General features: G+C 63.8%; 17 protein-coding genes. 8 read left to right on the top strand and 9 right to left on the bottom strand.

What is annotated here, in order from left to right:
* Window positions 1–198: 198 nt before the first annotated feature.
* Window positions 199–1,917 carry an ATP-dependent Clp protease adaptor ClpS gene (locus RX329_RS03535; RefSeq protein WP_085351561.1) on the top strand — a complete coding sequence of 573 codons (1,719 nt, stop codon included), beginning with the start codon at window positions 199–201 and terminating at the stop codon, window positions 1,915–1,917.
* A 21-nt stretch (window positions 1,918–1,938) separates the two neighbouring features.
* Here the strand turns inward: RX329_RS03535 and RX329_RS03530 are convergent, their stop codons facing one another.
* The 6 genes from RX329_RS03530 to RX329_RS03505 all read right to left on the bottom strand — a co-directional run bounded on the left by RX329_RS03530 (window position 1,939) and on the right by RX329_RS03505 (window position 11,001).
* Window positions 1,939–3,597, bottom strand: coding sequence for a tannase/feruloyl esterase family alpha/beta hydrolase (locus tag RX329_RS03530; protein ID WP_085361143.1), 1,659 nt, complete (start codon window positions 3,595–3,597; stop codon window positions 1,939–1,941).
* Between the two features lie 77 nt (window positions 3,598–3,674).
* Window positions 3,675–4,919 (bottom strand): phosphoglycerate dehydrogenase, encoded by a 1,245-nt coding sequence (serA, locus tag RX329_RS03525; protein WP_085351563.1) that lies wholly within the window; start codon window positions 4,917–4,919, stop codon window positions 3,675–3,677.
* A gap of 99 nt (window positions 4,920–5,018) precedes the next feature.
* Window positions 5,019–6,251 (bottom strand): rhodanese-like domain-containing protein, encoded by a 1,233-nt coding sequence (locus tag RX329_RS03520; protein ID WP_085361144.1) that lies wholly within the window; start codon window positions 6,249–6,251, stop codon window positions 5,019–5,021.
* 78 nt (window positions 6,252–6,329) lie between these two features.
* A complete protein-coding gene (locus RX329_RS03515) occupies window positions 6,330–7,523 on the bottom strand; it encodes a PepSY-associated TM helix domain-containing protein (RefSeq protein WP_018453059.1) in 1,194 nt (397 codons plus the stop codon).
* A gap of 62 nt (window positions 7,524–7,585) precedes the next feature.
* The gene (locus RX329_RS03510; protein WP_085361145.1) at window positions 7,586–9,910 is read right to left on the bottom strand and encodes a TonB-dependent siderophore receptor; all 2,325 of its coding nucleotides are present in this window, start codon (window positions 9,908–9,910) and stop codon (window positions 7,586–7,588) included.
* A gap of 206 nt (window positions 9,911–10,116) precedes the next feature.
* A complete protein-coding gene (locus RX329_RS03505) occupies window positions 10,117–11,001 on the bottom strand; it encodes a dihydrodipicolinate synthase family protein (RefSeq protein ID WP_085361146.1) in 885 nt (294 codons plus the stop codon).
* A gap of 178 nt (window positions 11,002–11,179) precedes the next feature.
* On the opposite strand from RX329_RS03505, the gene RX329_RS03500 reads away from it, so the two are divergent.
* Complete coding sequence (locus tag RX329_RS03500; protein ID WP_085361147.1) at window positions 11,180–12,592, top strand: FAD-binding oxidoreductase; 1,413 nt, start codon at window positions 11,180–11,182, stop codon at window positions 12,590–12,592.
* 8 nt (window positions 12,593–12,600) lie between these two features.
* Window positions 12,601–13,266, top strand: coding sequence for a GntR family transcriptional regulator (locus tag RX329_RS03495; protein WP_085361148.1), 666 nt, complete (start codon window positions 12,601–12,603; stop codon window positions 13,264–13,266).
* Between the two features lie 6 nt (window positions 13,267–13,272).
* Here the strand turns inward: RX329_RS03495 and RX329_RS03490 are convergent, their stop codons facing one another.
* Window positions 13,273–13,437: a hypothetical protein gene (locus RX329_RS03490; RefSeq protein ID WP_162847272.1), complete on the bottom strand. Its 165-nt coding sequence runs from the start codon at window positions 13,435–13,437 to the stop codon at window positions 13,273–13,275.
* 266 nt (window positions 13,438–13,703) lie between these two features.
* Here RX329_RS03490 and RX329_RS03485 point away from each other — a divergent pair, with 266 nt between their 5' ends.
* The 5 genes from RX329_RS03485 (at window position 13,704) to RX329_RS03465 (ending at window position 19,105) form a co-directional block, all read left to right on the top strand.
* A complete protein-coding gene (locus RX329_RS03485; RefSeq protein WP_085361149.1) occupies window positions 13,704–15,725 on the top strand; it encodes a YgiQ family radical SAM protein in 2,022 nt (673 codons plus the stop codon).
* A 373-nt stretch (window positions 15,726–16,098) separates the two neighbouring features.
* Window positions 16,099–17,037, top strand: coding sequence for a tetratricopeptide repeat protein (locus RX329_RS03480; protein ID WP_085355343.1), 939 nt, complete (start codon window positions 16,099–16,101; stop codon window positions 17,035–17,037).
* Between the two features lie 61 nt (window positions 17,038–17,098).
* Window positions 17,099–17,416: a hypothetical protein gene (locus RX329_RS03475; RefSeq protein ID WP_085351573.1), complete on the top strand. Its 318-nt coding sequence runs from the start codon at window positions 17,099–17,101 to the stop codon at window positions 17,414–17,416.
* A 48-nt stretch (window positions 17,417–17,464) separates the two neighbouring features.
* Window positions 17,465–17,923, top strand: a complete 459-nt coding sequence (locus RX329_RS03470; protein WP_085351574.1) for a hypothetical protein — start codon at window positions 17,465–17,467, stop codon at window positions 17,921–17,923.
* Between the two features lie 159 nt (window positions 17,924–18,082).
* Window positions 18,083–19,105, top strand: a complete 1,023-nt coding sequence (locus RX329_RS03465; protein WP_085351575.1) for an LLM class flavin-dependent oxidoreductase — start codon at window positions 18,083–18,085, stop codon at window positions 19,103–19,105.
* A gap of 45 nt (window positions 19,106–19,150) precedes the next feature.
* Here RX329_RS03465 and RX329_RS03460 read toward each other — a convergent pair whose 3' ends face one another.
* Together RX329_RS03460 and RX329_RS03455 are read right to left on the bottom strand one after the other, a co-directional pair.
* A complete protein-coding gene (locus tag RX329_RS03460) occupies window positions 19,151–20,731 on the bottom strand; it encodes a hypothetical protein (protein WP_018453044.1) in 1,581 nt (526 codons plus the stop codon).
* Between the two features lie 78 nt (window positions 20,732–20,809).
* Window positions 20,810–21,973, bottom strand: coding sequence for a glycoside hydrolase family 5 protein (locus RX329_RS03455; RefSeq protein ID WP_085361153.1), 1,164 nt, complete (start codon window positions 21,971–21,973; stop codon window positions 20,810–20,812).
* Between the last annotated feature and the right edge of the window lie 2 nt (window positions 21,974–21,975).

Here is a 21,975-nt window from a genome sequence, read left to right as displayed (position 1 = left end):
AATCGAGGCGGATCAGATTGTCAAAGGACGGCAGCTGGACATGTGCCGCGGCAGTCGTCGAGGAACAGGGCCGCCCCGGCGCACCAGGACCTCACCCACCAATCGCAATTAGCCGCCGCCGTCACGCTTGACGGCCGCTTCCTTTTATGTTCTCTATTCGTTCTATTCAATCATAGATTGTCCCGGAGACCTTTCGTGATGAACAGTATGCGTGGCGAGAACCAGCCGACCCAGCTCGTAATTCATAATGACGATGATACGCCGGACCAATTCGTGATGGATCTGCTTCGGCAGGTTTTCGGCAAATCAGACCGTGAAGCGACCGCGCTGATCACCCAGATCGAGCAGAAGGAAAAAGCGGTTTGCGGACCTTACCCGCAATCGGTTGCCGAAGCCCTTTTCAAATCTGCGCAACAATCCATCGAATTGGCCGGCCACCAACTGCAGGTCACGCTAGAGGCGGTCAAGACTCCTTGCGAACTCTGTGGCAAGCCTGAGGGACAGACCGACGTTCGTATCGGCGACCGAACGGTCTGGCTGTGCAGCGACTGCATGCGTGCGGCGGATGAACCCTCGAACGAACAAGAGGAAGATTTCGACTTTGCTTGCGACGTTCTCGATTGGCACCTTGCCAGCACCGCGCGCAGCAAACTCGTGACCACGATCCGCCAGTTTCCTGGCCACATGCGGGTCGATCTCCAGGCCGCCGTCGACCGGCTCTTCGGCAAGGCCATCCGGCTGGTGGGACTGAACGAGGAGCAGCGCTACGAAACGCTGTCGATTCCACGACTGCTCAAGGAGGGCCGCTATGCGATCGCGATTGCCCCGCTGCAATATTCCGACGTCGACGTAGGCGAGAAGAGCCCGGTCAAGTGTCTGGATAACGGGCTGTGGCTGTGTGAGCAGGATCATCTCCGCTATGCGGTTTTGCTCTGCGCACACCGCGAATACAGTCGCGAGCCCGGAATTCGGATCGAAATCCTGGTACCCTCAGGTTCCGCAGGCGCGGCTCTCGTCCAGCAATGCTTCAGTGAATTGGAAGAAGCCGTACAGGCTGCGCGGACCTATCGCGGCAAGATCCTGTCGCTCGATGCCGATTCCGACTATCGCGGTCGCTCGCGCGGCATCACGGTGCATCGCTTGCCGCAGGTCACGCGCGACGAGGTGATCCTGCCGGAGCAGACCCTGCGGCTGCTCGATCGCAACGTTCTGACCTTCGTCAACACCCGAGACCAATTGCGCCGGCTGGGCCAATCGACACGCAAAGGCATCTTGCTGTACGGGCCGCCGGGCACCGGCAAGACCCACACGATCCGCTATCTGGCAACGCATTTGCCCGGGCATACGACGCTGATCATCACGGCCGAGCAGATCGGTTTGCTCGGCGCCTATATGAGCCTGGCACGGCTGCTCCAGCCGTCGATGGTGGTGATCGAGGATGTCGATCTCATCGCCCGTGACCGCGATGACATGGGGCCGTGTGAGGAATCCATGCTGAACAAGCTGCTCAACGAGATGGACGGGCTGAAGGAAGATGCCGACATCCTGTTCGTCCTGACCACCAATCGGCCGGAGGACCTCGAGGGAGCTCTCGCGGGTCGTCCCGGCCGCATCGATCAAGCCATCGAAGTGCCGCTGCCCGACGAGACCGGCCGCGGCAAGCTGGTCCGGCTCTACGGCAAGGGACTGCCGCTCGATGGGGCGGTGATCGCAGAGGCTGCCCGGCGCAGCGCGGGCACAAGTTGCGCCTTCATCAAGGAATTGATGCGACGACTGGCGCAAGGAAGCATCGCGCGGGACGGCGGCAACACCGTGATCTCCGCCGATATCGACGAAGCCCTTGACGACATGCTGTTCTCCGGCGGCCGGCTTAACGCGCAGCTGCTCGGCGGCGCGCAGGCAATGGCCACCGGGTGACGCTCCGAAGTGGCGCGCCTGCTACGGCGCGCAGGTGAAGCTCGACGCCTCCGTCACTGGGCCGCTCTTGTAGTGCGGCCACGTTGGCCAGCGGCACAGCGGCAGCGCGCGAAGCGTCGCAAACGACGGCGCCTCGACCTTCTGCTCGGTAACTTCCAGATCGCCGGGCGCCCTGCCCTTTTCGACCCAGTCGACCAGCACGCTCAGCATGTCGACATTGGCCGGCGCGCCGGAGCCGACATGGTCGACCCCTGGCGCGGTGTAGAGCCGCGCGAACTCGGCCGTCTCGGCTTTGCCGACCTTGCGTTCGACGTTCTCGAAATAGCGGATGCCGGCATAGGGGCTTTGCGCGTAGTCCGCCATATGTTCGAGCATGATCAGCCGGCCGCCGCGAGCGCGGAAGCGGCTGAGGTCGGGGTCGGTGGAATCCATCAGGCTGGAGACCTCGAGCAGCCGCGCCTTGTGCGCTTCGGGCTTATACGTCGTCACGTCGAGCTTGGGATCGCGCGCGAACACGTATTGGATGCCGCCGGCGCCGTAGATCCAGGCGATGCCATTATTGGGCGCGGGCGGCTGCGCGGGAGGCGCCGTGCCAAGCCACCACGCGACCCAGCCGCCGGTCGGGCCGACCGCCGGCGTGTCCTCGCCCGACACGCCCCAGCCTGGATAATCGTCGAGGCCATTGGCGAGCGCGAACGGGAATTTGTAGGTCGCATGCAAGGTCTCGATCGCCTTGATCTGTGCGTCGGTGAGGCACTGATCGCCCGTCTTGCCGCTCGCGCAACGCAGCGTCTCCGCCTTGAAGGCCGCCTTGCAGGAAACGGGATCTTGCACCAGCGCGTCATCGGAGCCGTCGGCCTTGTCGCAAGCGGCCCGCACGGCATCGCCGACTAGCTTCACCTGCGCCGGATTGATCCAGCCATCGCCCATGGTCACGAGCCCCGAACGCGTGCCGGCATGCTGCAGGCCGACCCAGTTGATGACGGGCACGCGAGCAAAGATGCCGTCGAAATCATCAGGGTAGCGCTGCGCCATGGTGAGGCCTTCGCGGCCGCCTTCGGACGACCCCATGAAGTACATTTTCTCCGGCGCCTTGCCGTAAGCGCGCTGCATCAGCGCGACGGCGGCATCGCGCACCTTCTTGTAGGCGCGATGGGCGAAATTCTCGAAGGCTTCGTCGTTGAGCGCGAACAGCTGCGGCGGCTCGCCCGGCTTGGACTCGTGACCGGAATCGGTGCCGTAGGTGACGAAGCCGCGCGCGAGCGGCGACGGCTTGTCGAAGGGATAGGCCGGCGGCAGCGCCAGGCCCGTGATCAGCACGCCATTGAATCCGCCGCCGCCATATTGCAGCGAACGGCCGTTCCATTCGACGGGCAAATTGACCTGAAACTTGATCGGCGGCGCCTTGGGATCGGTGGGATCGATGTGGCCGAGCACCTTGCAGAAGCCGGGATTGGCGGGCGTGACGCGCCCCGACGGCGTCGGGCCGCGTTCGGCGACGGCCAGTTGCGAGGGCGCCAGCAACGTCGCCGAATCGATCACGGCGTCGGCGCCGCCGACGAGGCCGTTGCAGACAGTGTCCGCATCCTCAGTCAGCGTCACCGCTGAAGCGGAATTCGCGCCCAGCGCGCCCGCTGCGCCCACCAGCAATGCGCACAGCTTCACATGGATTTGCGCCATCGTTTCCCCCTGAGTTTCTGTTCGTTCTGCCAGCAGGCCGCATTCAAGGCGCCCTGCGGCCGCTCGTCAATGCAGTGCTAGTGCTCAAACACCAGCCGCGCGCCGACGGTGCCCTCGAGGCTGCGGATCTGCTGCAGCAGCGCGCCTGAATCCTGGCCGCCGAGGTCGGCATCGAGCACGACGTAACCGAGGTCGCCGGAGGTCTCCAGATATTGCGCGGCGATATTGATGTCGCGCTGGAGGAAGACCTCGTTGAGCCGGCGCAGCATGCCGGGCACGTTGCGATGGACGTGGCTGAAGCGCGCGCCGGAGGGACGCAGATGCAGCTGCACTTCCGGAAAATTCACCGCGCCCGTGGTCGATCCGGTGATGAAAAAGTCGACCAGCTTGCGCGCCACCTCGCCGCCGATGCGCTCCTGCGCCTCCTCGGTCGAGCCGCCGATATGCGGCGTGAGGATGACATTGCCGAGGCCCTGCACCGGGCTGTTGAAGCGGTCCGAATTCGAGGACGGCTCGACCGGAAACACGTCGATGGCGGCACCCGCGAGATGGCCGTCGCGCAGAGCCCCCGCCAACGCATCGAGATCGACGACGGTGCCGCGGCTGTTGTTGATCAGGAGCGAGCCGGGCTTCATCGCCCGCAGCTCCTTCTCGCCGATCATCCCTGATGTCTCCGGCGTCTCCGGCACGTGCAGGCTGACGACGTCGCTCTGCGCGAGCAGCTCCTCCAGCTTCTCGACTGGCTCGGTGTTGCCGTGGCGGAGCTTGTCGGTGCGGTCGAAATAGATCACGCGCATGCCGATCGCCTCGGCCAGGGTCGAGAGCTGCGAGCCGATATTGCCGTAGCCGATGATGCCGAGGGTGCGGCCGCGCACCTCGCGGCTGCCGGTCGCCGACTTGTCCCAGCCGCCCTCATGGGCCGACACCGAGCGCGGGAAAATGCGCCGCAGCAGCATCACGATCTCGCCGATCACGAGCTCGGCGACGCTGCGCGTGTTGGAGAACGGCGCGTTGAACACCGGAATGCCGCGCTTGCGCGCCGCCAGCAGATCGACCTGGTTGGTGCCGACGCTGAAGCAGCCGACGGCGAGAAGCTGGTCGGCGGCCTCCAGCACCTCATCGGTGATCTGGGTGCGCGAGCGGATGCCCAGCAATGACACGCCCTTGAGCGCCCGCCGCAAATCCTCGCCGTCCAGCGCCTTGGTCAGGCGCTCGACATTGGTGAAACCCGCCGTTCTGAACAGGTCCACGGCGCTGTCATTGACGCCTTCGAGCAGCAGCGCCTTCGCGCTCCGCTCAGGGCTTCGGCCTGGGACTGACATGAAATCTCCGTGGGTCACAGCTTCGCCGCAGCTCATAGACCGCGGGGGATGCGCAGCACAATAGGGTTCGGATACGGGGAGAAGATGGCGGAGCGGTCGTCAGATCACGTAAAACCCGTGCGTCCCGTCCAGACGCAATTGTTCGACCAGGCCATATTCCCAGTCGAGATAGGCCTGCATCGCGCGTTCGTCGACGCCGGTGCCTTCATAGGGGCGGCGGTAGCGGTGAGCGGGGTCCGGCTTGGGGAAGACGTGCAGCGGCCCGATTTCGAGCGCGCCGTCGTAGCCGCCTTCCTGTACATAGACCTCCCAGCCCATCTGCGCGAGCCAGGACGCCGTCATGTCGGCGCGGACGCCCTTGTCGTCGGTCAGCGCGATGCGCGCGCCGCGTACCGGTGCGGCCATGTCGGTTTCCTGGACGAGCTGGCCGCCGGGATAATGGCGAAAGCCCGGGAGATGGCCGGCTGCATATTCCTCGGCGTCACGCACGTCGAAGCGATAGAGCGTGCGATCGGTCTGCGCGACAAGCGCAGCCATCTCGCTCGCACCGATGTGGCGCACGCCGGCGCGATAGGCGACATCGCGCGCATTGGCCGGACCGCCCTCGAACGGCCCGATCGCGCCACGCCTGTTAGCACCGTGGTCGAGCGTATGCCGCGCCAGCGTCCAGCCGATAGTGCCGTTGCGCAGCGCCCGGACCTTGTTCGGCACGCCGGCATTGATCAGCGATTGGGTGCCGATGATCGAGCGGGTGCGGCCGGCGCAATTGACGATGATGGTGGTGTCGGCATCGGGTGCCGCCTGTCCTGCCCGCAGCACCAGCTCCGCGCCGGGCACGCTGACCGAGCCCGGAATGTTCATGGTAGCATATTCGTCGAAGCGGCGGACGTCGAGGATGGCAATGTTGGCCTTGTCCGCGATGAGTTTTGCCACCTCGTCGGCACTGAACGAGGGCGTGTGCCTACGCGACTCGACCAGCTCGCCAAAGGCTTTGGAGTAGGAGTTGACGTCCTCGAACATTTGATGGCCCGCGTCGCGCCAGGCCTTCAGTCCGCCATCGAGCGCGCGGACGTTGGTATAGCCGAGCGCGGCCAGCCGCTCGGCACCCGCGGTGACGAGCCCTTCGCCGTCATCATAGAGCACGATCGGCACATTCTTGCGCGGCAGCCTGACGTCCGCTTCGATCGCAATCCGATCGGCAGCCATGTTGGCGGCGAACAGCGGATGTCCCGTCGCGAAACCAGCCTCGTGCCTGAGATCAAGCAACGCGATCTCCTCGCGGAGCAGCAGTGCACGGCGGATGTCGGCGGGAGTGACGGTGGTGATCTTCATGGCGTAAACCCTGACGAGGATTGGCCATGGGCTTTTGAACGATTGCAGAAGTGTTGGCTAGCCTTTGCGGCAGCCCGTTCATTCGCCGGGAACAAGCCGCCCGAGCCGTGGCTGCGCCAGCCGCCTCAGCTTTCGACGCGACAAATAAAGCAAAACGCCGGTGACCGCGAACAGCGGCATCAGCACAGCCGCGAGCATGAACGCGAGCTTGCCGGGCCAGCCCAGAAATGCGCCGCGGTGGATATCGAGCACGTTCGCGATGGTCTTCTCGCCGAGGGTCTTATCGGAATAACGCTCCGCAGACACGAATTGGCCTGTGATGGCATCGACGCGGAATTCGTCACGGGTGGTGTCGAGGGTCGAGTCTTTCCCCCAGGAGCGGATCCGTATCACCGTGCCCGGACCGGCGGGCAGCGTCAGCAACGCCTTGGAGAAACGGCCGCCCTCTTCGTGCAGGAAGGCGGCCCACGCGCGATCAAAGCCGATCGGCTGTGCCGTCTCGCTGACACCGGCAGCACGCGACGCCTTTGTGGGCATCTTGGGCTGCATCTTCGCCGCGGCGATCTGCGGGCGCGACAGCAACCAGACGACGCCATCCTTGTACCAGTCGAACGAGTACCAGAGCCCGGTGAACGTCATCACCAGATAGACCGGCAGGACCCAGGTGCCGATCACCGCATGCAGCGACCGATGCAGACCGCGGCCACTGAGCCCGAGATTCGGCTTCAGCCACATCTTCACGCTGCCTGCACGACGCGGCCAGCGCAGCACGAGGCCCGAGATCAGCATCACGATCAGGCCGAGCGCGGCCACGCCCGTGATCTGGCGCCCCCAGCCCTTGGCGTCGCCGGGAATCAACAGCCAGCGATGCAGCTTGCGCACGGTCGCGAAAAACTCTTCGCCGTCCGGTGTGCCCAACACGCGCGCGTCATAGGGATCGACATAGAGCGAGGACGGCCGCGCGCCTCGTTCGTCGCGGGCGAAGCGCACATGCACCGCGGCGGACGGATCACTCGCCAGCGTCACGGCGGAGATTTTGCCGACGTCCTGCGCCGCAGTCAGGCGCGCAACCAGTTCGTCCGGCATCAGCGCCGGTGCCTGGCGCGGCGCGACCTGCATGATGCCGGCGTTGAGATGATCGACGATCTCGTCCTCAAAACTCATGATCGCACCGGTCAGTGCGATCACGGCGAGCAGCAGCGCCAGCACGAGGCCCGCGATGGAATGGACATGAAGCAGAGCGGCCTTGATCGCGCGCCAGGACTCACGCATCGGCGCGAGCCCTCCTGCTCGGCGCGATCATCCGAAGGGCGTCCCTGCGCACATGCCCATCGCTAAAACTTCACCGTCGCCGACAGCGAGACCCGCCGCGCGTCGCCGAGGGCGACGTTCAGATTATTGACGGCGGAGGGATAGTAGACAGTGTCGAACAGGTTCTTGACGTTGAGCTGGTAGATCACCGGCGTGTTCTGGTATTTCATCTCATAGGTCGCGAAAATATCGGCGACCACATAAGGGGGCAGGAAGAAGGAGTTGATCGAATCGCCGGGACGATCACCGACATAACGCGCGCCGCCGCCGAGGCGGAGCTGACCCGGCAGGGCTGTGCCGAAGTCATAGACCAGATAGAGCGAGGCCGTGTTCAGCGCGACGTTCTGCAGCTTCCTGCCGAGCAGCGTGACATCCTCGGATGCCGTCACGCGGGCATCGGTGTAGCCGTAACTGCCGATCAAGGCCCAGCTGTCGGTGAGCCTGCCGGTGACATCCAGCTCGACGCCGCGCGAATGAGCACGGCCCACGGTGTGGAGTTCCACGACGCCTGCGCTGTTCGTCTTGGTCGTCTGCACGTTCTTCTTGTCGAGATCGTAGAGCGCCAGCGTTCCGGAGATGCGCTTGTTCAAATCGAACTTGACGCCGGTCTCGTATGACACGCCTTCTTCCGGCGCGACGTTGGAGCCGATCGTGACGCCGATCGGCGCAATGGTCGAATTCGGCTTCAACGATTCAGTATAGCTCGCATAGAGCGATATCTGGTCGGTGAGCTTGAAAATGGCGCCGCCGAGCGGAAGCATCTTGTCCTGGGACACATTGGTGTTGGTGACAAACGGCTTCCCGCGCCCGGCGATCTGGTCGTAGTCCATGTAGCGCACGCCGCCGACCAAGGCGAACCGCTCTGTCAGATGCAACGTGTCCTGGACGAATATCGACCACTGGCCGAGCTTGTCGGTCTGCGCACTGTCTGGATTGGACCCCGTCGTTCCCGGCCCGATCAGGCCGTAAACGGGATTGTAGACATTGAAGGCGGGCGTTGTCTGCCGGATCAGATTGTCCCGGTAGATGGTGCGATACTGGCCGTCGCCACCGAACACCACGTCATTGCGCATCTCGCCAAGCCAGAAGCCGCCAGAAACGTAGGACGTTCCGTAGCTTGCGTTGCTGAGCGAACCCTGCGTGCCGTCGTTGCTGCGGGTCTCGGCGCCTGTCGTGAAGTTGATGCCGGTGATACGAAGCTGGTTGGCGCTGAAGGTCTCGGTGTTGTAGCTGTAGCCGGCGTAGAGCTTCCAATCCTGATTGAAACGGTGCTCGACAGACGCCTGGATCAGGTCCGACGTGCCCCACGTGTTATTGAAGGGCTCGTCGAGCCGGCGCGTCTTGGGCACCGCCAGCGGCGCCTTCGTCACCGGATTGAACGCCGTGCCGCGATCGAACGGATAGATGAACTCGCGATGCTCGTAGTTGAGCTGCACCGTGGTGTCCTGGCCGTACCAGGCCAGTGACGGCGCAACCAGCATCTCGCGATGGCGGCCGAAATTCCGCCAGTAATCCTCGCTGACGCCGTAGCCGATGAAGCGATAGGCCAGGCCTTGATCACCGATCGGACCGGTGATGTCGAGCAAGCCGTCGGCGCCGGTCTTGGAAGCACTGAAGGCCGAACCAAGCAGCGTAACCGAGCCGTGCTGGTACAGCTCCGGCCGCTTGCTGATCGTGTTGACGATGCCGCCGGGATCCATGATGCCGTAGAGCAGCGAGGCCGGCCCCTTCAGCACCTCGACGCTTTCGACTGCGGGATTGAAGCTGCGCCCCTGCACCAGCGGCATGCCGTTGCGCATGATCGAGCCGTCGCGGTTGTCGCCGAAGCCGCGGCGGATGACCGCGTCCTGGCTGCCGGCGAGCGTGTTGGTCTGGGTGATGCCGCTGACGTTGATCAGCGCGTCGTCGATGTTTCGCGGGAGCTGGTCCTTCAGCACCTGCTCGGGCACCACGTTGACAGCCTGCGACGTATCGAGCGGCGAAGCGCCGCTGCGCAGCGTGGTCGCGCTCGGCATCGCGCGGTAGCCGAGCTTGGCGGCCTGTTGCGCGGCGGCTTCCGCGGCCGCGCGCTCCGAGAGCGTCGGCGCTGCGGGTGCGGGATTGCGATTGCGCTGGCGCGCGGCGGTCTGAGCGCGGCGTGGGGACTGGTCCGATGCACGCGCCGCTTTCGGCCGCGGTGCCGGCGCCTCGACCGTCACCGGCGGCAGAGCCGATTGCGCTTGGGCGGCCGTCGCGCTGAAGGAAGGTGCGCCGAGCAGAACGGCTGCTCCAATGAGGAGGACTGCGCAGCTCGTGCCGGCAGGAGTTCGACGGCCGCTGACGCGCTGGCCATCCAGATGAGCACGCACTTTCGATTCACTTCCAAGTCAGACGCAGAAGCTGGCGCGTCTAACAGCCGTTGTTCGTGAAGAGAACCGCAAGCGGCCTTGAATCGCTCTAGTGTTGAATGGTTCTAGGCTTTGATCGCGCTATTCGGCAATCCTCGATGGATTGCGCAGCGACCGCGACACGCAGCGCGCGAATTCGCGGCAACGTGTCGCGGCTTCGCGCGATCTCACGCGATCGCGGGAGCCATCAGCTCGTCGAGCTTGCGCTTGAGCGCGGTGCCGTCGGACAAGGCCCGGAGCGGCGGCCGCACGCGTAGCCAGCTCGCGTCGCCCGTCTGTGCCGCGAGGATGGCTTTCAGCGTCGTGAGGAAGGATGGTGATTTCACCATGATGTCCACGGCAGCCTGCATCCGTGCTTCGACATCCTTGCCGTCGATCATTGCCTTGACCAGCTCCGGCGCGATGTTGGCCATGCCGCAGATGGTGCCGGCACCGCCGGCGGCGATCGCGCGGGCGATGTCAACTTCGTTGCCGACGGTGATGGCGAGCTCGGGAGCGGCGGCACGGAACGCCTGGAACTGCTTGAAGTCGCCGCTGGAGTCTTTCAGGCCTGCAACGACCTTGCCGTAGCGCTTGCGCAAATTCGCGGCGACGCCGGTCGGGATCGCGACACCCGAGATCTGCGGGATATGATAGAGGTAGGCACGCAGGCGATCGTCGGCGACGCCGTCGAGGATCGCCGCAAAGGCATCCTCGATGCCTTCAGGGCTGACGCTTCGGTCGAAGTAAGGCGGCAGATACAGCACGTGGCGCAGGCCGAGACCGAGCACGGCACGCGTCAATGCGATGCTGTCGCCGATCGCGGGGAAGCCGCCGCCGATTCCAATTCGGTCCGGCGCAACGCCGGCCTTGAGCACGGCTTCGATGGTCGCGACGCGTTCGGCGACATTGAACGAGGTGCCCTCGCCGGTGGTGCCGAACAGCACGACACCGTCGATGCCCTTACCGAAGAGTTGCTTGGCGCGGGCGGCGAGCTTGGCGGAGTTCACGCTGCCGTCCGTCGCCAACGGCGTCGCCGAAGCCACCCAGAACCCGCGAATTGCCTCCGTCATCGCACCATCCGTTGCTGTGGCTTCGCACCACGTCTGATCTCGGACGATCAAACCCAGAGCTTGGCAAGCCTTATTTTTGCTTTACTTTACGGCTTGTACCTTACATACAACAAGGGCGCAAATCCTTTCCGCCGTCATGGCGCGCATAACACGCAGCCAGATTCCGAGGAGGTCTCGCATGGACATGGTGACCCCGGTCGAGCGGCCCACCCAGTTGCTCGGCGCCTTGCGCGACAGGCTCGGCGCGGCCGCCGTGCTCGTTGGCCCGGACGTGCCCGCGCGCAATTGCAACGACTGGAGCGCGAGCCTGCCGCAAACGCCGCTCGCGGTGATCCGCCCGGTCGATGCGCAAGGCGTGGCCGACGCGATTCTGACCTGCCGGCAGGCGCATCTGCCGTTCGTGCCGCAGGGCGGATTGACCGGGCTGTGCCGCGGCGCATCGCCTGAAGCAGGCTGGGTCGCGATCTCGCTCGAGCGCATGAGCGGGATCGAGGAGATCGATCACGCCTCGATGACGATGACGGTGAAAGCAGGCACGCCGCTTCAGACGATCCAGATGGCAGCCGACGAAGCCGGCTTCTTCTTTCCGCTCGATCTCGGCTCGCGCGGCTCCTGCGCCATCGGCGGCAACCTCTCGACCAATGCCGGCGGCAATCGCGTGATCCGCTATGGCATGACGCGCGAACTGGTGCTCGGGCTCGAAGTCGTGCTGCCCGACGGCACCATCATCACTAGCCTCAACAAGCTGATGAAGAACAATGCCGGCTACGATCTGAAGCATCTGTTCATCGGCTCGGAAGGCACGCTCGGCATCATCACCCGCGTGGTGCTGCGGCTGTTTCCAAAACCGCGTTCGACCATGGCCGCGCTCTGCGCGCTCGAGGACTATGCCGCGGTGATCGCGCTGCTCGGCGCCGCGCGAAGCGGGCTCGGCCCGCTGCTGTCGGCGTTCGAGGTGATGTGGCCGGATTACTGGGACGTGATCACGTCGCGCGCAGGCGTCAAGCCGCCGGCCGCCGCAGGCCATGGCCTCTACGTGCTGGTGGAAGCGCAGGGCACCGACGAGAGCCTCGACGCACCGCGCTTCCAAAGCTGGCTCGAAGAGCTGATGGAGCGCGGGCTTCTCGCCGACGCCGCCGTGGCGCAATCGCTGGCGCAGACGCAAAGCTTCTGGCGCGTGCGCGACATCTGTGCCGAGTTCGGCCAGGTGCTGGGGCCGCACATCTCCTACGACATCGGCCTCGCCGTGGCGCGGATGGACGAGTTCGTCACGCGCTGCAAGGCGGCGCTGGCTGATGGCATCGACGGATGCGAGAGCGTCTATTACGGCCATATCGGCGACGGCAATCTGCATCTCGTCTCCTGGGTCACCGGCCTTGCCGTCGAGCAGCAGCCGAAGGAAGAGATGGACGCGATCATTTACGGTCTCGTGCGCGAGATGGGCGGCAGCGTCTCGGCCGAGCACGGCATCGGCACGTTGAAGAAGAAGTGGCTGGGTCATGCCCGCAGCGAGGCCGAGATCGCGCTGATGCGAACGCTGAAGGCCGCACTCGATCCCGATCATCTGCTCAACCCCGGCAAGGTGATCTGAGAGAGCCGATGCGATCGCTGAAGCTCGATGCACCGAAATCGCTGTCGCAACGGGTCGTGCAGCGGCTGCGCCAGGCCATCATCGACGGCGAGTTCGCGCTCGGCGCCGCCATCTCCGAGGAGATGGTGGCCAACTCCTTCGGCGTCAGCCGCACCCCGGTGCGCGAGGCGATGGGTCAGCTGCAGGCGCAGGGCCTCGTCGTGATCCGGCCGCAGGTCGGCAGTTTTGTCTTTACGCCAAGCGCGGAAGACGTCACCGCGCTCTGCACGTTCAGGATCGCGCTGGAGCCCAAGGCCGCTGAGCTCGCCTTCCACCATGATCGCGCCGGTGCGATCGCGACGATGAGCGAGGCGATCGCGGCGATGGAGCCGGCGATTGCAGCCAGGGACAATATCGCCTATGGCCGCGCCGATGCCGCTTTCCATGAGGCGCTGTTCGCCCATTGCGGCAACCGCTATCTCGCCGAATCCTATCAGCTCGCATCCAGCCGCGTCGCGGCACTCCGCACCAATTTGACTTCGCCGATCGACGTGCGCACGCGCACGTCCTTCGACGAGCATCGCAAGCTGCTCGATCTGTTCGCCCGCGGCGAGTTCGCCGCCTTCGCGACGCTGATGACCACGCACGTCACCAATTCTGGCGTGGTCTACGCCAAAGCGCTGCAGGTCGATTGAGCGCTGCTACCGCGCATTTTTCGTGCCGGGCCTGTCCAGAAAATCCAGCGCGGTGTTGATCTGTTCGAGCTGGTGTTCGATTTTGTCGCGGTCCTCGGCCGTGGGCGCCTTCTCGAGCTGCTCAACCAGCTTCTGCTTTCGGAGCAGCAAGTTCTCTATGACTGTACTCACGGCTCCCCCATCCGCCAGGGGCGAACATCGAGGCAATATTACACCCCGGAGGCGAGCGCGCGCCAGCCGGGCCCAGCGCAACCCTGCATCAGAATGTTCGCGAGGGCAGTTGGTTCCTGCGCGTGACCCGAGAAGGTGCAGACAGCTGATGGCGGCGCTCGCGAACGGTTAACGCGGTCGCACGCCCGGGCTGCCGGTCGCGGAACCGGATCTTTCACCTGCCCGTCGGTTGTATTCGGAGGCCCGGAGTCCTATGCGTATGCGCCATGGACATCCAGATCATCGCCGCCGAAAAACCCCTGATGGCGCAGGCACGCCCGCACAAGCCGGCGCCGTTCCTGCCGATGAGTCGCGCCGAGATGGATGCGCTCGGCTGGGACGCTTGCGACATCGTGCTGGTGACGGGCGATGCCTATGTCGACCATCCCAGCTTCGGCATGGCCATCATCGGCCGCCTGCTGGAGGCGCAGGGCTTTCGCGTCGGCATCATCTCGCAGCCGGACTGGCATTCGGCCGAGCCGTTCAAGGCACTGGGCAAGCCAAAAGTCTTCTTCGGCGTCACCGGCGGCAACATGGACTCCATGGTGAACCGCTACACCGCGGATCGTCGCCTGCGCCATGACGATGCCTATACCGCGGGCGGCGAAGGTGGCAAGCGGCCGGACCGCTGCACCGTCGTCTACGCGCAGCGTTGCCGCGAGGCGTTCAAGGGCGTCCCGGTCGTACTCGGCGGCATCGAGGCCTCGCTGCGCCGGATCGCGCATTACGATTACTGGTCCGACAAGGTGCGCCGCTCGGTGCTGGCCGACGCCAAGGCGGACCTGCTGCTCTACGGCAATGCCGAGCGCGCCGTCGTCGAAGTGGCCAATCGTCTCGCCGCCGGCGAGGCGCCGCGCGAGCTCGACGACATCAGGGGCGTCGCGCTGTTCCGCCGCGTGCCCGACGATTACACCGAGCTGCACGCCGACGATATCGACTCCGCCGATGAGGGCGCTTCGCGCACGAAAGGCTTGACCGTGATCCGGCTGCCCGCTTTGGAGCAGGTCGAGCAGGACAAGGAAGCCTATGCGCGCGCGTCCCGCGTGCTGCACCGGGAGAGCAATCCCGGCAATGCGCGGCCGCTGGTGCAGCGCCACGGCGATCGCGATCTCTGGCTCAACCCGCCGCCGATTCCGCTGACCAGCGAGGAGATGGACGCCGTCTACGATCTTCCTTACGCGCGCGCCCCGCATCCGTCCTACGGTGACGCGAAGATCCCGGCGTGGGACATGATCAAGTTTTCGGTGACGATCATGCGCGGCTGTTTTGGCGGCTGCACCTTCTGCTCGATCACCGAGCACGAGGGCCGCATCATCCAGAACCGGTCCGAGGGCTCGATCCTGCGCGAGATCGAGAAGATCCGCGACAAGACGCCGGGCTTCACCGGCGTGATCTCGGACATCGGCGGTCCCACCGCCAACATGTACCGGATGGCGTGCAAGGATCCGAAGGTCGAGGCGGCGTGCCGGCGGCCGTCCTGCGTCTTCCCCGAGATCTGCCCGAATCTCAACACCTCGCATGACGATCTGATCCGGCTCTATCGCAAGGTGCGCGAGACCAAGGGCATCAAGAAGGTGATGGTCGCCTCCGGCGTGCGCTACGACCTCGCGGTCGAAAGCCCCGAATACATCAAGGAGCTCGTCACCCATCACGTCGGCGGTTATCTCAAGATCGCGCCCGAACATACCGAGCGCGGGCCGCTCGACAAGATGATGAAGCCCGGCATCGGCGCCTACAACCAGTTCAAGCGGATGTTCGATGCCGCGGCCGAACAGGCCGGCAAGAAATACTACCTGATCCCGTATTTCATCGCCGCGCATCCGGGCACGACCGACGAGGACATGATGAACCTCGCGCTGTGGCTGAAGAAGAACCGCTACCGCGCCGATCAAGTGCAGACCTTCCTGCCCTCGCCGATGGCGACCGCGACGGCGATGTACCACACCGGCGTCAACCCACTGCGCGGCGTGCGGCGCGGTGGCAGCGACAAGGTCGAGGCCATCAAGGGCCTGCGCCAGCGCCGCTTGCACAAGGCGTTCCTGCGCTACCATGACCCCGACAATTGGCCGGTGCTGCGTGAAGCCCTGAAAGAGATGGGCCGCGCCGATCTGATCGGTTCGCGCCCCGACCAGCTGGTCCCCGCGCACCAGCCGCCCGGCACCGGCAAGGCCGCCGGCACGCGGCGGCCGGTTCGTCCAGACGGCAAGACGCAGCGGTTCACGACCAAGAATTTGCGGGTGATGAAGTAGCGGGCGAGCCGGATCAGGTCCGGTTCATCCTCGCACTGTCGTGCCCTCAAAACAAAAACCTCGAAAACAACCCCATGCACAGTAGCCGGCATGAACGGGATCAATGACTTAGGCGATTACCGAATCCGTTGAATCCGCCGGGCGAGATAACGGAAAAACGAAAATTAGGTTTTAACGAAATATTGACTCGTCGGGCAAAACAGGCGCAAGATGCCATTGTCGCGGCACGCGTGATAGGGCGAGCGCCAACCGCTACTCCGTATCGATATCCTCGAGCTTCATGCGGAGGCCACGCTGCACTTGCTTCGCAATGGCGAATAGCCCTTCTCGCTTGACGATTGTTTAACCGCAATCAGCATTGCAGTTGCATTGTTTGAAACTCTCTATTCTCGATTGCGCTAACTTCGGGCAAGAGCGATTTCTCGGCCCGGAGAAGCAAATGAAAATAGGCCTGGCACAGAGGCGGGTGATGCGCGGGACTGCCTTCCTGTCCGTGCTCTGGTGGTTCTGTTCTGCGGCAATTGCGTCTGACGCCCAGACTTACCAGACGGCTGCTGCCGTTGCCGTAAGCAAGCTGGACTTTGAGCGAGCCATTCAAATCTACTCCAAAGGGCTCGAACAGCAATTCAGTCTTGAGGACCGGGCGGAACTGCTGCGGATGAGGGGTGTAACGGCTCAGCTGGCAAAAAGATGGGATCAAGCCGAGGCCGATTTCACGGCGGCCGTCGAAATGGTCGGCTCTACCGACCCGCGCGCTTATATAGGCCGCGGCTTTTTCTATCACCACCAAGGTCGCTTTGAGCTTGCGCTGGCCGACTACACCGCCGGGGCGAAGCTGTTCCCGGATAACGGGGCTTTCCCCAATGGCCAGGGGCTGGCGCTTGTGGAACAAGGCAAGTTCAAGGAAGCAATCAATCGATTTGACGAGGCAATAAGACTTGATCCGACGTCGGGCGCCTTCATGTTCGGACGGGCCGAGGCCTACAATCGTTCGGACCGACCGCAAACCGCGCTGGACGATTACGACAAGGCGCTGGCACTCGGATATCTTACGCAAGACGATACCTATCGACTTCGCGTGGGCGTTGGAGACGCACATCTCAAACTGAAGAATGAGAGGGCCGCGGTCGAAAGCTTGAATAAGGCTGTCGAACTCAGCCCCAACTCCACTACGGCCCTGAGGTATCGAGGACTGGCCCATGAACGGGCAGGCGAGCTTGATCGTGCGTATCGCGACTACGAGGCTGTCTTAATACTGAATCCTGGCGACGAATTCGCCGTGAAGCGGCTGCAGAGACTCCGCTCGAAGTAGGGATCAACGGTCGCCTGATCTACAGCTGTTACCTCGGATATAGCATTGGAAGGCGCCAAGCATGGTACCAGCAGACTACGTCTTTGGCTTCGCTATCGCGTTGGTCGTCGGGTTAAACCTTTATCTTGGCCCACGTATCGAAACCGAGCGCGTTGCTATGCAATGGGGCCCCAACGGCGAGCCAATTTGGTACGCCCCAAAATGGCTTGCTATGTGGGGGATGATTGCCTTCATGGCCGTGGTCCGGTTCTTCATCTGGTTCGCTTCGACATATTCCCCGCGGCATGTGCACGGTACTGAATTAGGGATAGTCATTTTCTCGCTGATCGCTGCCGGTTCTCACCTGTTCGTTTTAATGAAGGCGAGAACGACCCTCTGAAACCAGCTCAAGGGCAAATCGGCTTTGGACTGCTAAGAGAGGCGTTCAATGAAGCTCCCAGCTATTCTGAGATATCTAGCAATTTTGACAGCCGTTTCTTCAGGCGGAACTTGGGCCGACGACTGCAAGCCAATTGTGGAGGCTTTGGCGAAGCAGGCGAACACGTCGTTTCGCGTTCTCTACCATGGGACCGAGTGGGACAAGAATGGTCTATGCAGGTCGTACGCAGGCATATCCCGACACAACGCGAATGAACCCGCTTACGCTCCCTATAAGGAAATTGAGGCTTTCCCCAAGGTCTCGGCCTGTCGCATGTTGGGTGCAACAACAACAAAGGGGATCACTACCGAGCATTTTTACGCCACTCTGGAAGGAGATGCGGCTGGAAAGCAGCTCTCGGAATTTTGGATTTCGCCTGAGACGGGTCTGGTCCGCAGGCGAGAAGATCGCCTCGATAAGACGACGATCATCGAGTACGACTACAACAATCTCGATAGCATCTTCTAAAATGTCCGCTTCGGGTCAAAAGGCGCGCTTGCAACATTGTCTGCTTAGGTCTGCTTTCCCACGGAGGAGCGTCACCTAGGCACACGCGCCTTTCCATGCTGCCATCTTTCCTCCGGCCGAGATGTCGCAAATTCCTCCGGTCATCCATATGTTGCCTCCATGAAAAAAATCGGATTCCTCTCCTTCGGGCACTGGACGCCCTCGCCGCAATCGCAGACCCGCTCGGCTGCGGACACGCTGCTGCAATCCATCGAGCTTGCGGTTGCGGCGGAAGAGCTCGGCGCCGATGGCGCCTATTTCCGCGTGCACCATTTCGCGCGCCAGCTCGCCTCGCCCTTTCCGCTGCTGGCCGCGGTCGGCGCCAGGACCAGCAAGATCGAGATCGGCACGGCCGTGATCGACATGCGCTACGAGAACCCGCTGTATATGGCGGAGGACGCAGGCTCTGCCGATCTCATCGCCGGCGGGCGCCTCCAGCTCGGCATCAGCCGCGGCTCGCCCGAGCAGGTGATCGATGGCTGGCGCTATTTCGGCTACGGGCCGGCCGACGGCGAGAGCGACGCCGACATGGGCCGGCGTCATGCCGAGGTCTTTCTCGACATCTTGCGCGGCGAAGGTTTTGCAAAACCCAACCCGCAGCCGATGTTCCCAAATCCACCGGGGCTGTTGCGGCTCGAACCGCATGCGGAAGGCCTGCGCGAGAGGATCTGGTGGGGTGCCGGCTCGAACGCCACGGCGGTCTGGGCCGCCAGGCACGGCATGAATCTGCAGAGCTCGACGCTCAAGAACGACGAGACCGGCGAAGCCTTCCACGTGCAGCAGGCCGCGCAAATCCGTACCTATCGCGCAGCCTGGAAAGAGGCCGGCCACCCCCGCGAGCCGCGCGTCTCCGTCAGCCGCAGCATCTTCGCGCTGATCGACGATCGCGACCGCGCCTATTTCGGCGGCGAGCGCGGCAGCGAGGACCAGGTCGGCTTCATCGACCCGCGCACCCGCGCGATCTTCGGCCGCTCCTATGCGGCGGAGCCTGATGTGCTGATCGAGCAGCTCCGAGCGGACGAGGCGATCGCCGAGGCGGACACGTTGCTGTTGACGATTCCGAACCAGCTCGGCGTCGACTATTGCGCGCACGCCATCGAGGCGATCCTCACGCATGTGGCGCCTGCGCTGGGGTGGCGGTGACGCCTGGACTGCCGCACAATTTTTAAAGGTTACGGCTTTTAAAGGCTACGTCGCGGGCTGGTAGTGTGCCAGCCGCTCCGGATCGGCATCCGGAACGGAGACCGTCTGCGCCCTGATCTGGCTGCCGATGACCAGTCCGGTGAGCGAGAGCATGAGCCCCAGCGCCAGCGGCGCGAACAAGGCCTCTTCCTGAAACAATCCATTCAGCAGCACGACCATGACGCCGAAGCCCGCGAGCCCCTGCGTCAGATATCCGGAGAACGCATAAAGACGCCAGGCCTTCAGCGCCACCGCGAAATGAAACGCCAGCGGAACGAGGGCGGCGATGCCCATCTGGTACAGCAGGACCCCGATCGCACTCTCGACGGCGCCGTTGGTCGTTCCGGCGGCCTGCGCGGCGCTCCAGTCGATCGAGAAATAATCGTCCGACAGATTTCCGCCGACGCCCAGGCCGCGGCCAAACGGCTTTTCGAGAAATCCGTTCAAGCCGCCCATGAGGCCGAGGACGTGATAGTCGCCGATCTGCAAGCCGACGCGGATCGCGACAATTGCAAACACGATCAAGGCCACGAAGCCGAGCCATAGCGTCACCACGGCGCCGAGCAGACGGGTCGATATCCAGGCCGTGGCGACGAACACCACCACGATGAGCGCTCCCTTCACGCTGCAAACGATCAGCAGCGGCAACGCCACGAGGGCCAGAACCGGACGCCCTACCGAAAACAGGAAAAGCCCGAAAAACGCGATCCCGTACGCGAAGCTGATCGGGTGCATATTCGGCCCGTGGATGCGGAGGATCTTCGACACGCCGAACCCTTCGAGCAGGGGCGTATTGAGAAAGTCGAAGCTGAAGCGATCCTTCAGATCGACCGGCACGTTGCCGGTGGCGCGCATCTCGGCTTCCCAAGCGCCGGAGCGGGCCGCCTTGAGCTCGTCGAAACCCCAGAACGTGTAGCCGTTGGTGACGGCCAGCCAGAAATCCCGAAACGCAAACTCGACGTATCCGCACAGGATCAGAATGACTCCAAGCGTCACCAGGAACGGCGTGGCGCGAACCTCATAGGTCGCGGCCGTCAGCAGCGAGAGCTGAAACAGGAACAGCGGCAGCACGATGTTGCGCAGATAGACCGTTGCCGCCTGGCCGTCCTGGACGAAGCCGATCGCGAAATACAACGACACCACGGCGAGGGTCACGACGCCCCAGCGCATGATCTGATTGACCTCAGTCGACCGGTTCCTTTGGCCGGCGACGTAGAGCCCAAATGTCGTCAGCCACATCACGGAGCAGACGAGAAAATTATAGCCTTTGATGAAGTCCAGGTCGGACGGCGCCGAAATCAGCGGCGACAGGATCGAGACGAACAGGTTCTGGAAGAACAGGACGAAGATCGCGATCGCCGGCGCGTAGGTTGGAGCCGCAACCACGATGGCGATGGCGACGAGAACTTCGACGGTCAGGGACAGGACCGGGCTCGCCCCGTGCAGGACCGGCACAAAGCCGATGGTTGCGATGGCGATGCAGAGCGTCGGGATCAGCTCGCGCCAAGGCGAACGTGAAGGCGAACGCGAAGGCTCGGGACAGCCCGCCTGCACGGCTTGAAGATGCGGTGAGGTCCCGCCACTCATGACTCGTCCTTTGGCGCAGCGCGGCGGCCACGATAGCGGCAGGATGCGTAAGGATTCGTTAACGATGACGGACCGGCTTCAGCGGCGGCCCGGCTTCGCGGCGCCGAACAGCGCGCGCATGACGTCGGGATCGGGCTTGCCGGTCCCGTTTTCGAGCAGGCCGAATCCCTGCGCCAGCTCCCAATGCGCCCAGCCCCAGCAATGCGCCCGCGCATATGCGGTCACGGCCGCGAGCCAGCGTACGCGGCTGTCCCGGGGCGCCGCGGCTTTCAACACGCCAAATTCGTTGATGATGATCGGCCGCGAAAATTGCTGCTGCCACGCGACCGCGGGCGCGAGCCAGCGGCTGATATCCGGCTTGTCCCTGGCGGCGGCAATCGCCGTGTCGAGCATGAGGAGCGCCTTCGTCGCGCCTCTGTCCTGCAAATCCCGGCGGAGCGCCTGAACCCCGGGATCGCCGGCGCTGATCGGATAACGCAGATCCGTGATGTCGTGCAGCGGATCCTGCACGTCCCAGTGGCCCTGGTGTGTGAACACCATGGGATCGTAGAAATGGATGGCGTAGACGACGTTTGGATCCGGCAACGGGCGAAACCGCGGCAGCGAGTCCGCGCGTTGCCAGTCGACCGGGCCGACGATCAGCGTGGTCGCGGGAAGCAATTGGCGAACGAAGGCGGCGAGCGTTTCGACCTGCTTTTGCCATCTGTCGGCTTCGATGTCGGGCTCATTGAGCAGCTCGGCGAACACGCGGTCGGCCGGGAACGATTGAATGACCCGGGCGAGCGTGCCCCACGCATCCTCCAGCTCGCGCAGCGAGGCGTCGGCGTCGTCCTTGTGCAGGCGATTGAAACGATCGCCGGGATGAAGATCGACGGAGATTGAATAGCCGAGCGAGATGAGCTGCTTCAATGCCTTGTCGAGCGCACGCAGCGTCTCATCGCGTTCCGCTTTCGAAGCGAAGCGCAGCATCACGCGCTCGGCCGGCACCGGCAAGCGGACATGGCCCATCCCGGCCTTGCGAAGCTGCTGCAGCAATTCGCGAGTTGGAGGCGCGGATTTTTCGCCATTGATCCAGCCGTCGGCATTGAACCCGCGCGACAGTGCGGCGAGCCTGTCCGGCGCGACGGTCTGCGAGGCAGGTACGCAAGTTTCGGCCGATGTCGCGGAGGCGAGCGACGTTGGCATCAAGATCGTGGATAGCAAGATCGTGGCAAGGAGCAGACGACGGCACGGCGTCGCCATCG

The organism is Bradyrhizobium sp. BWC-3-1, from assembly GCF_032917965.1.
In the GTDB taxonomy this organism is placed as follows: Bacteria; Pseudomonadota; Alphaproteobacteria; order Rhizobiales; family Xanthobacteraceae; genus Bradyrhizobium; species Bradyrhizobium canariense_D.
This window is presented reverse-complemented; position numbering and strand designations above follow the sequence as displayed.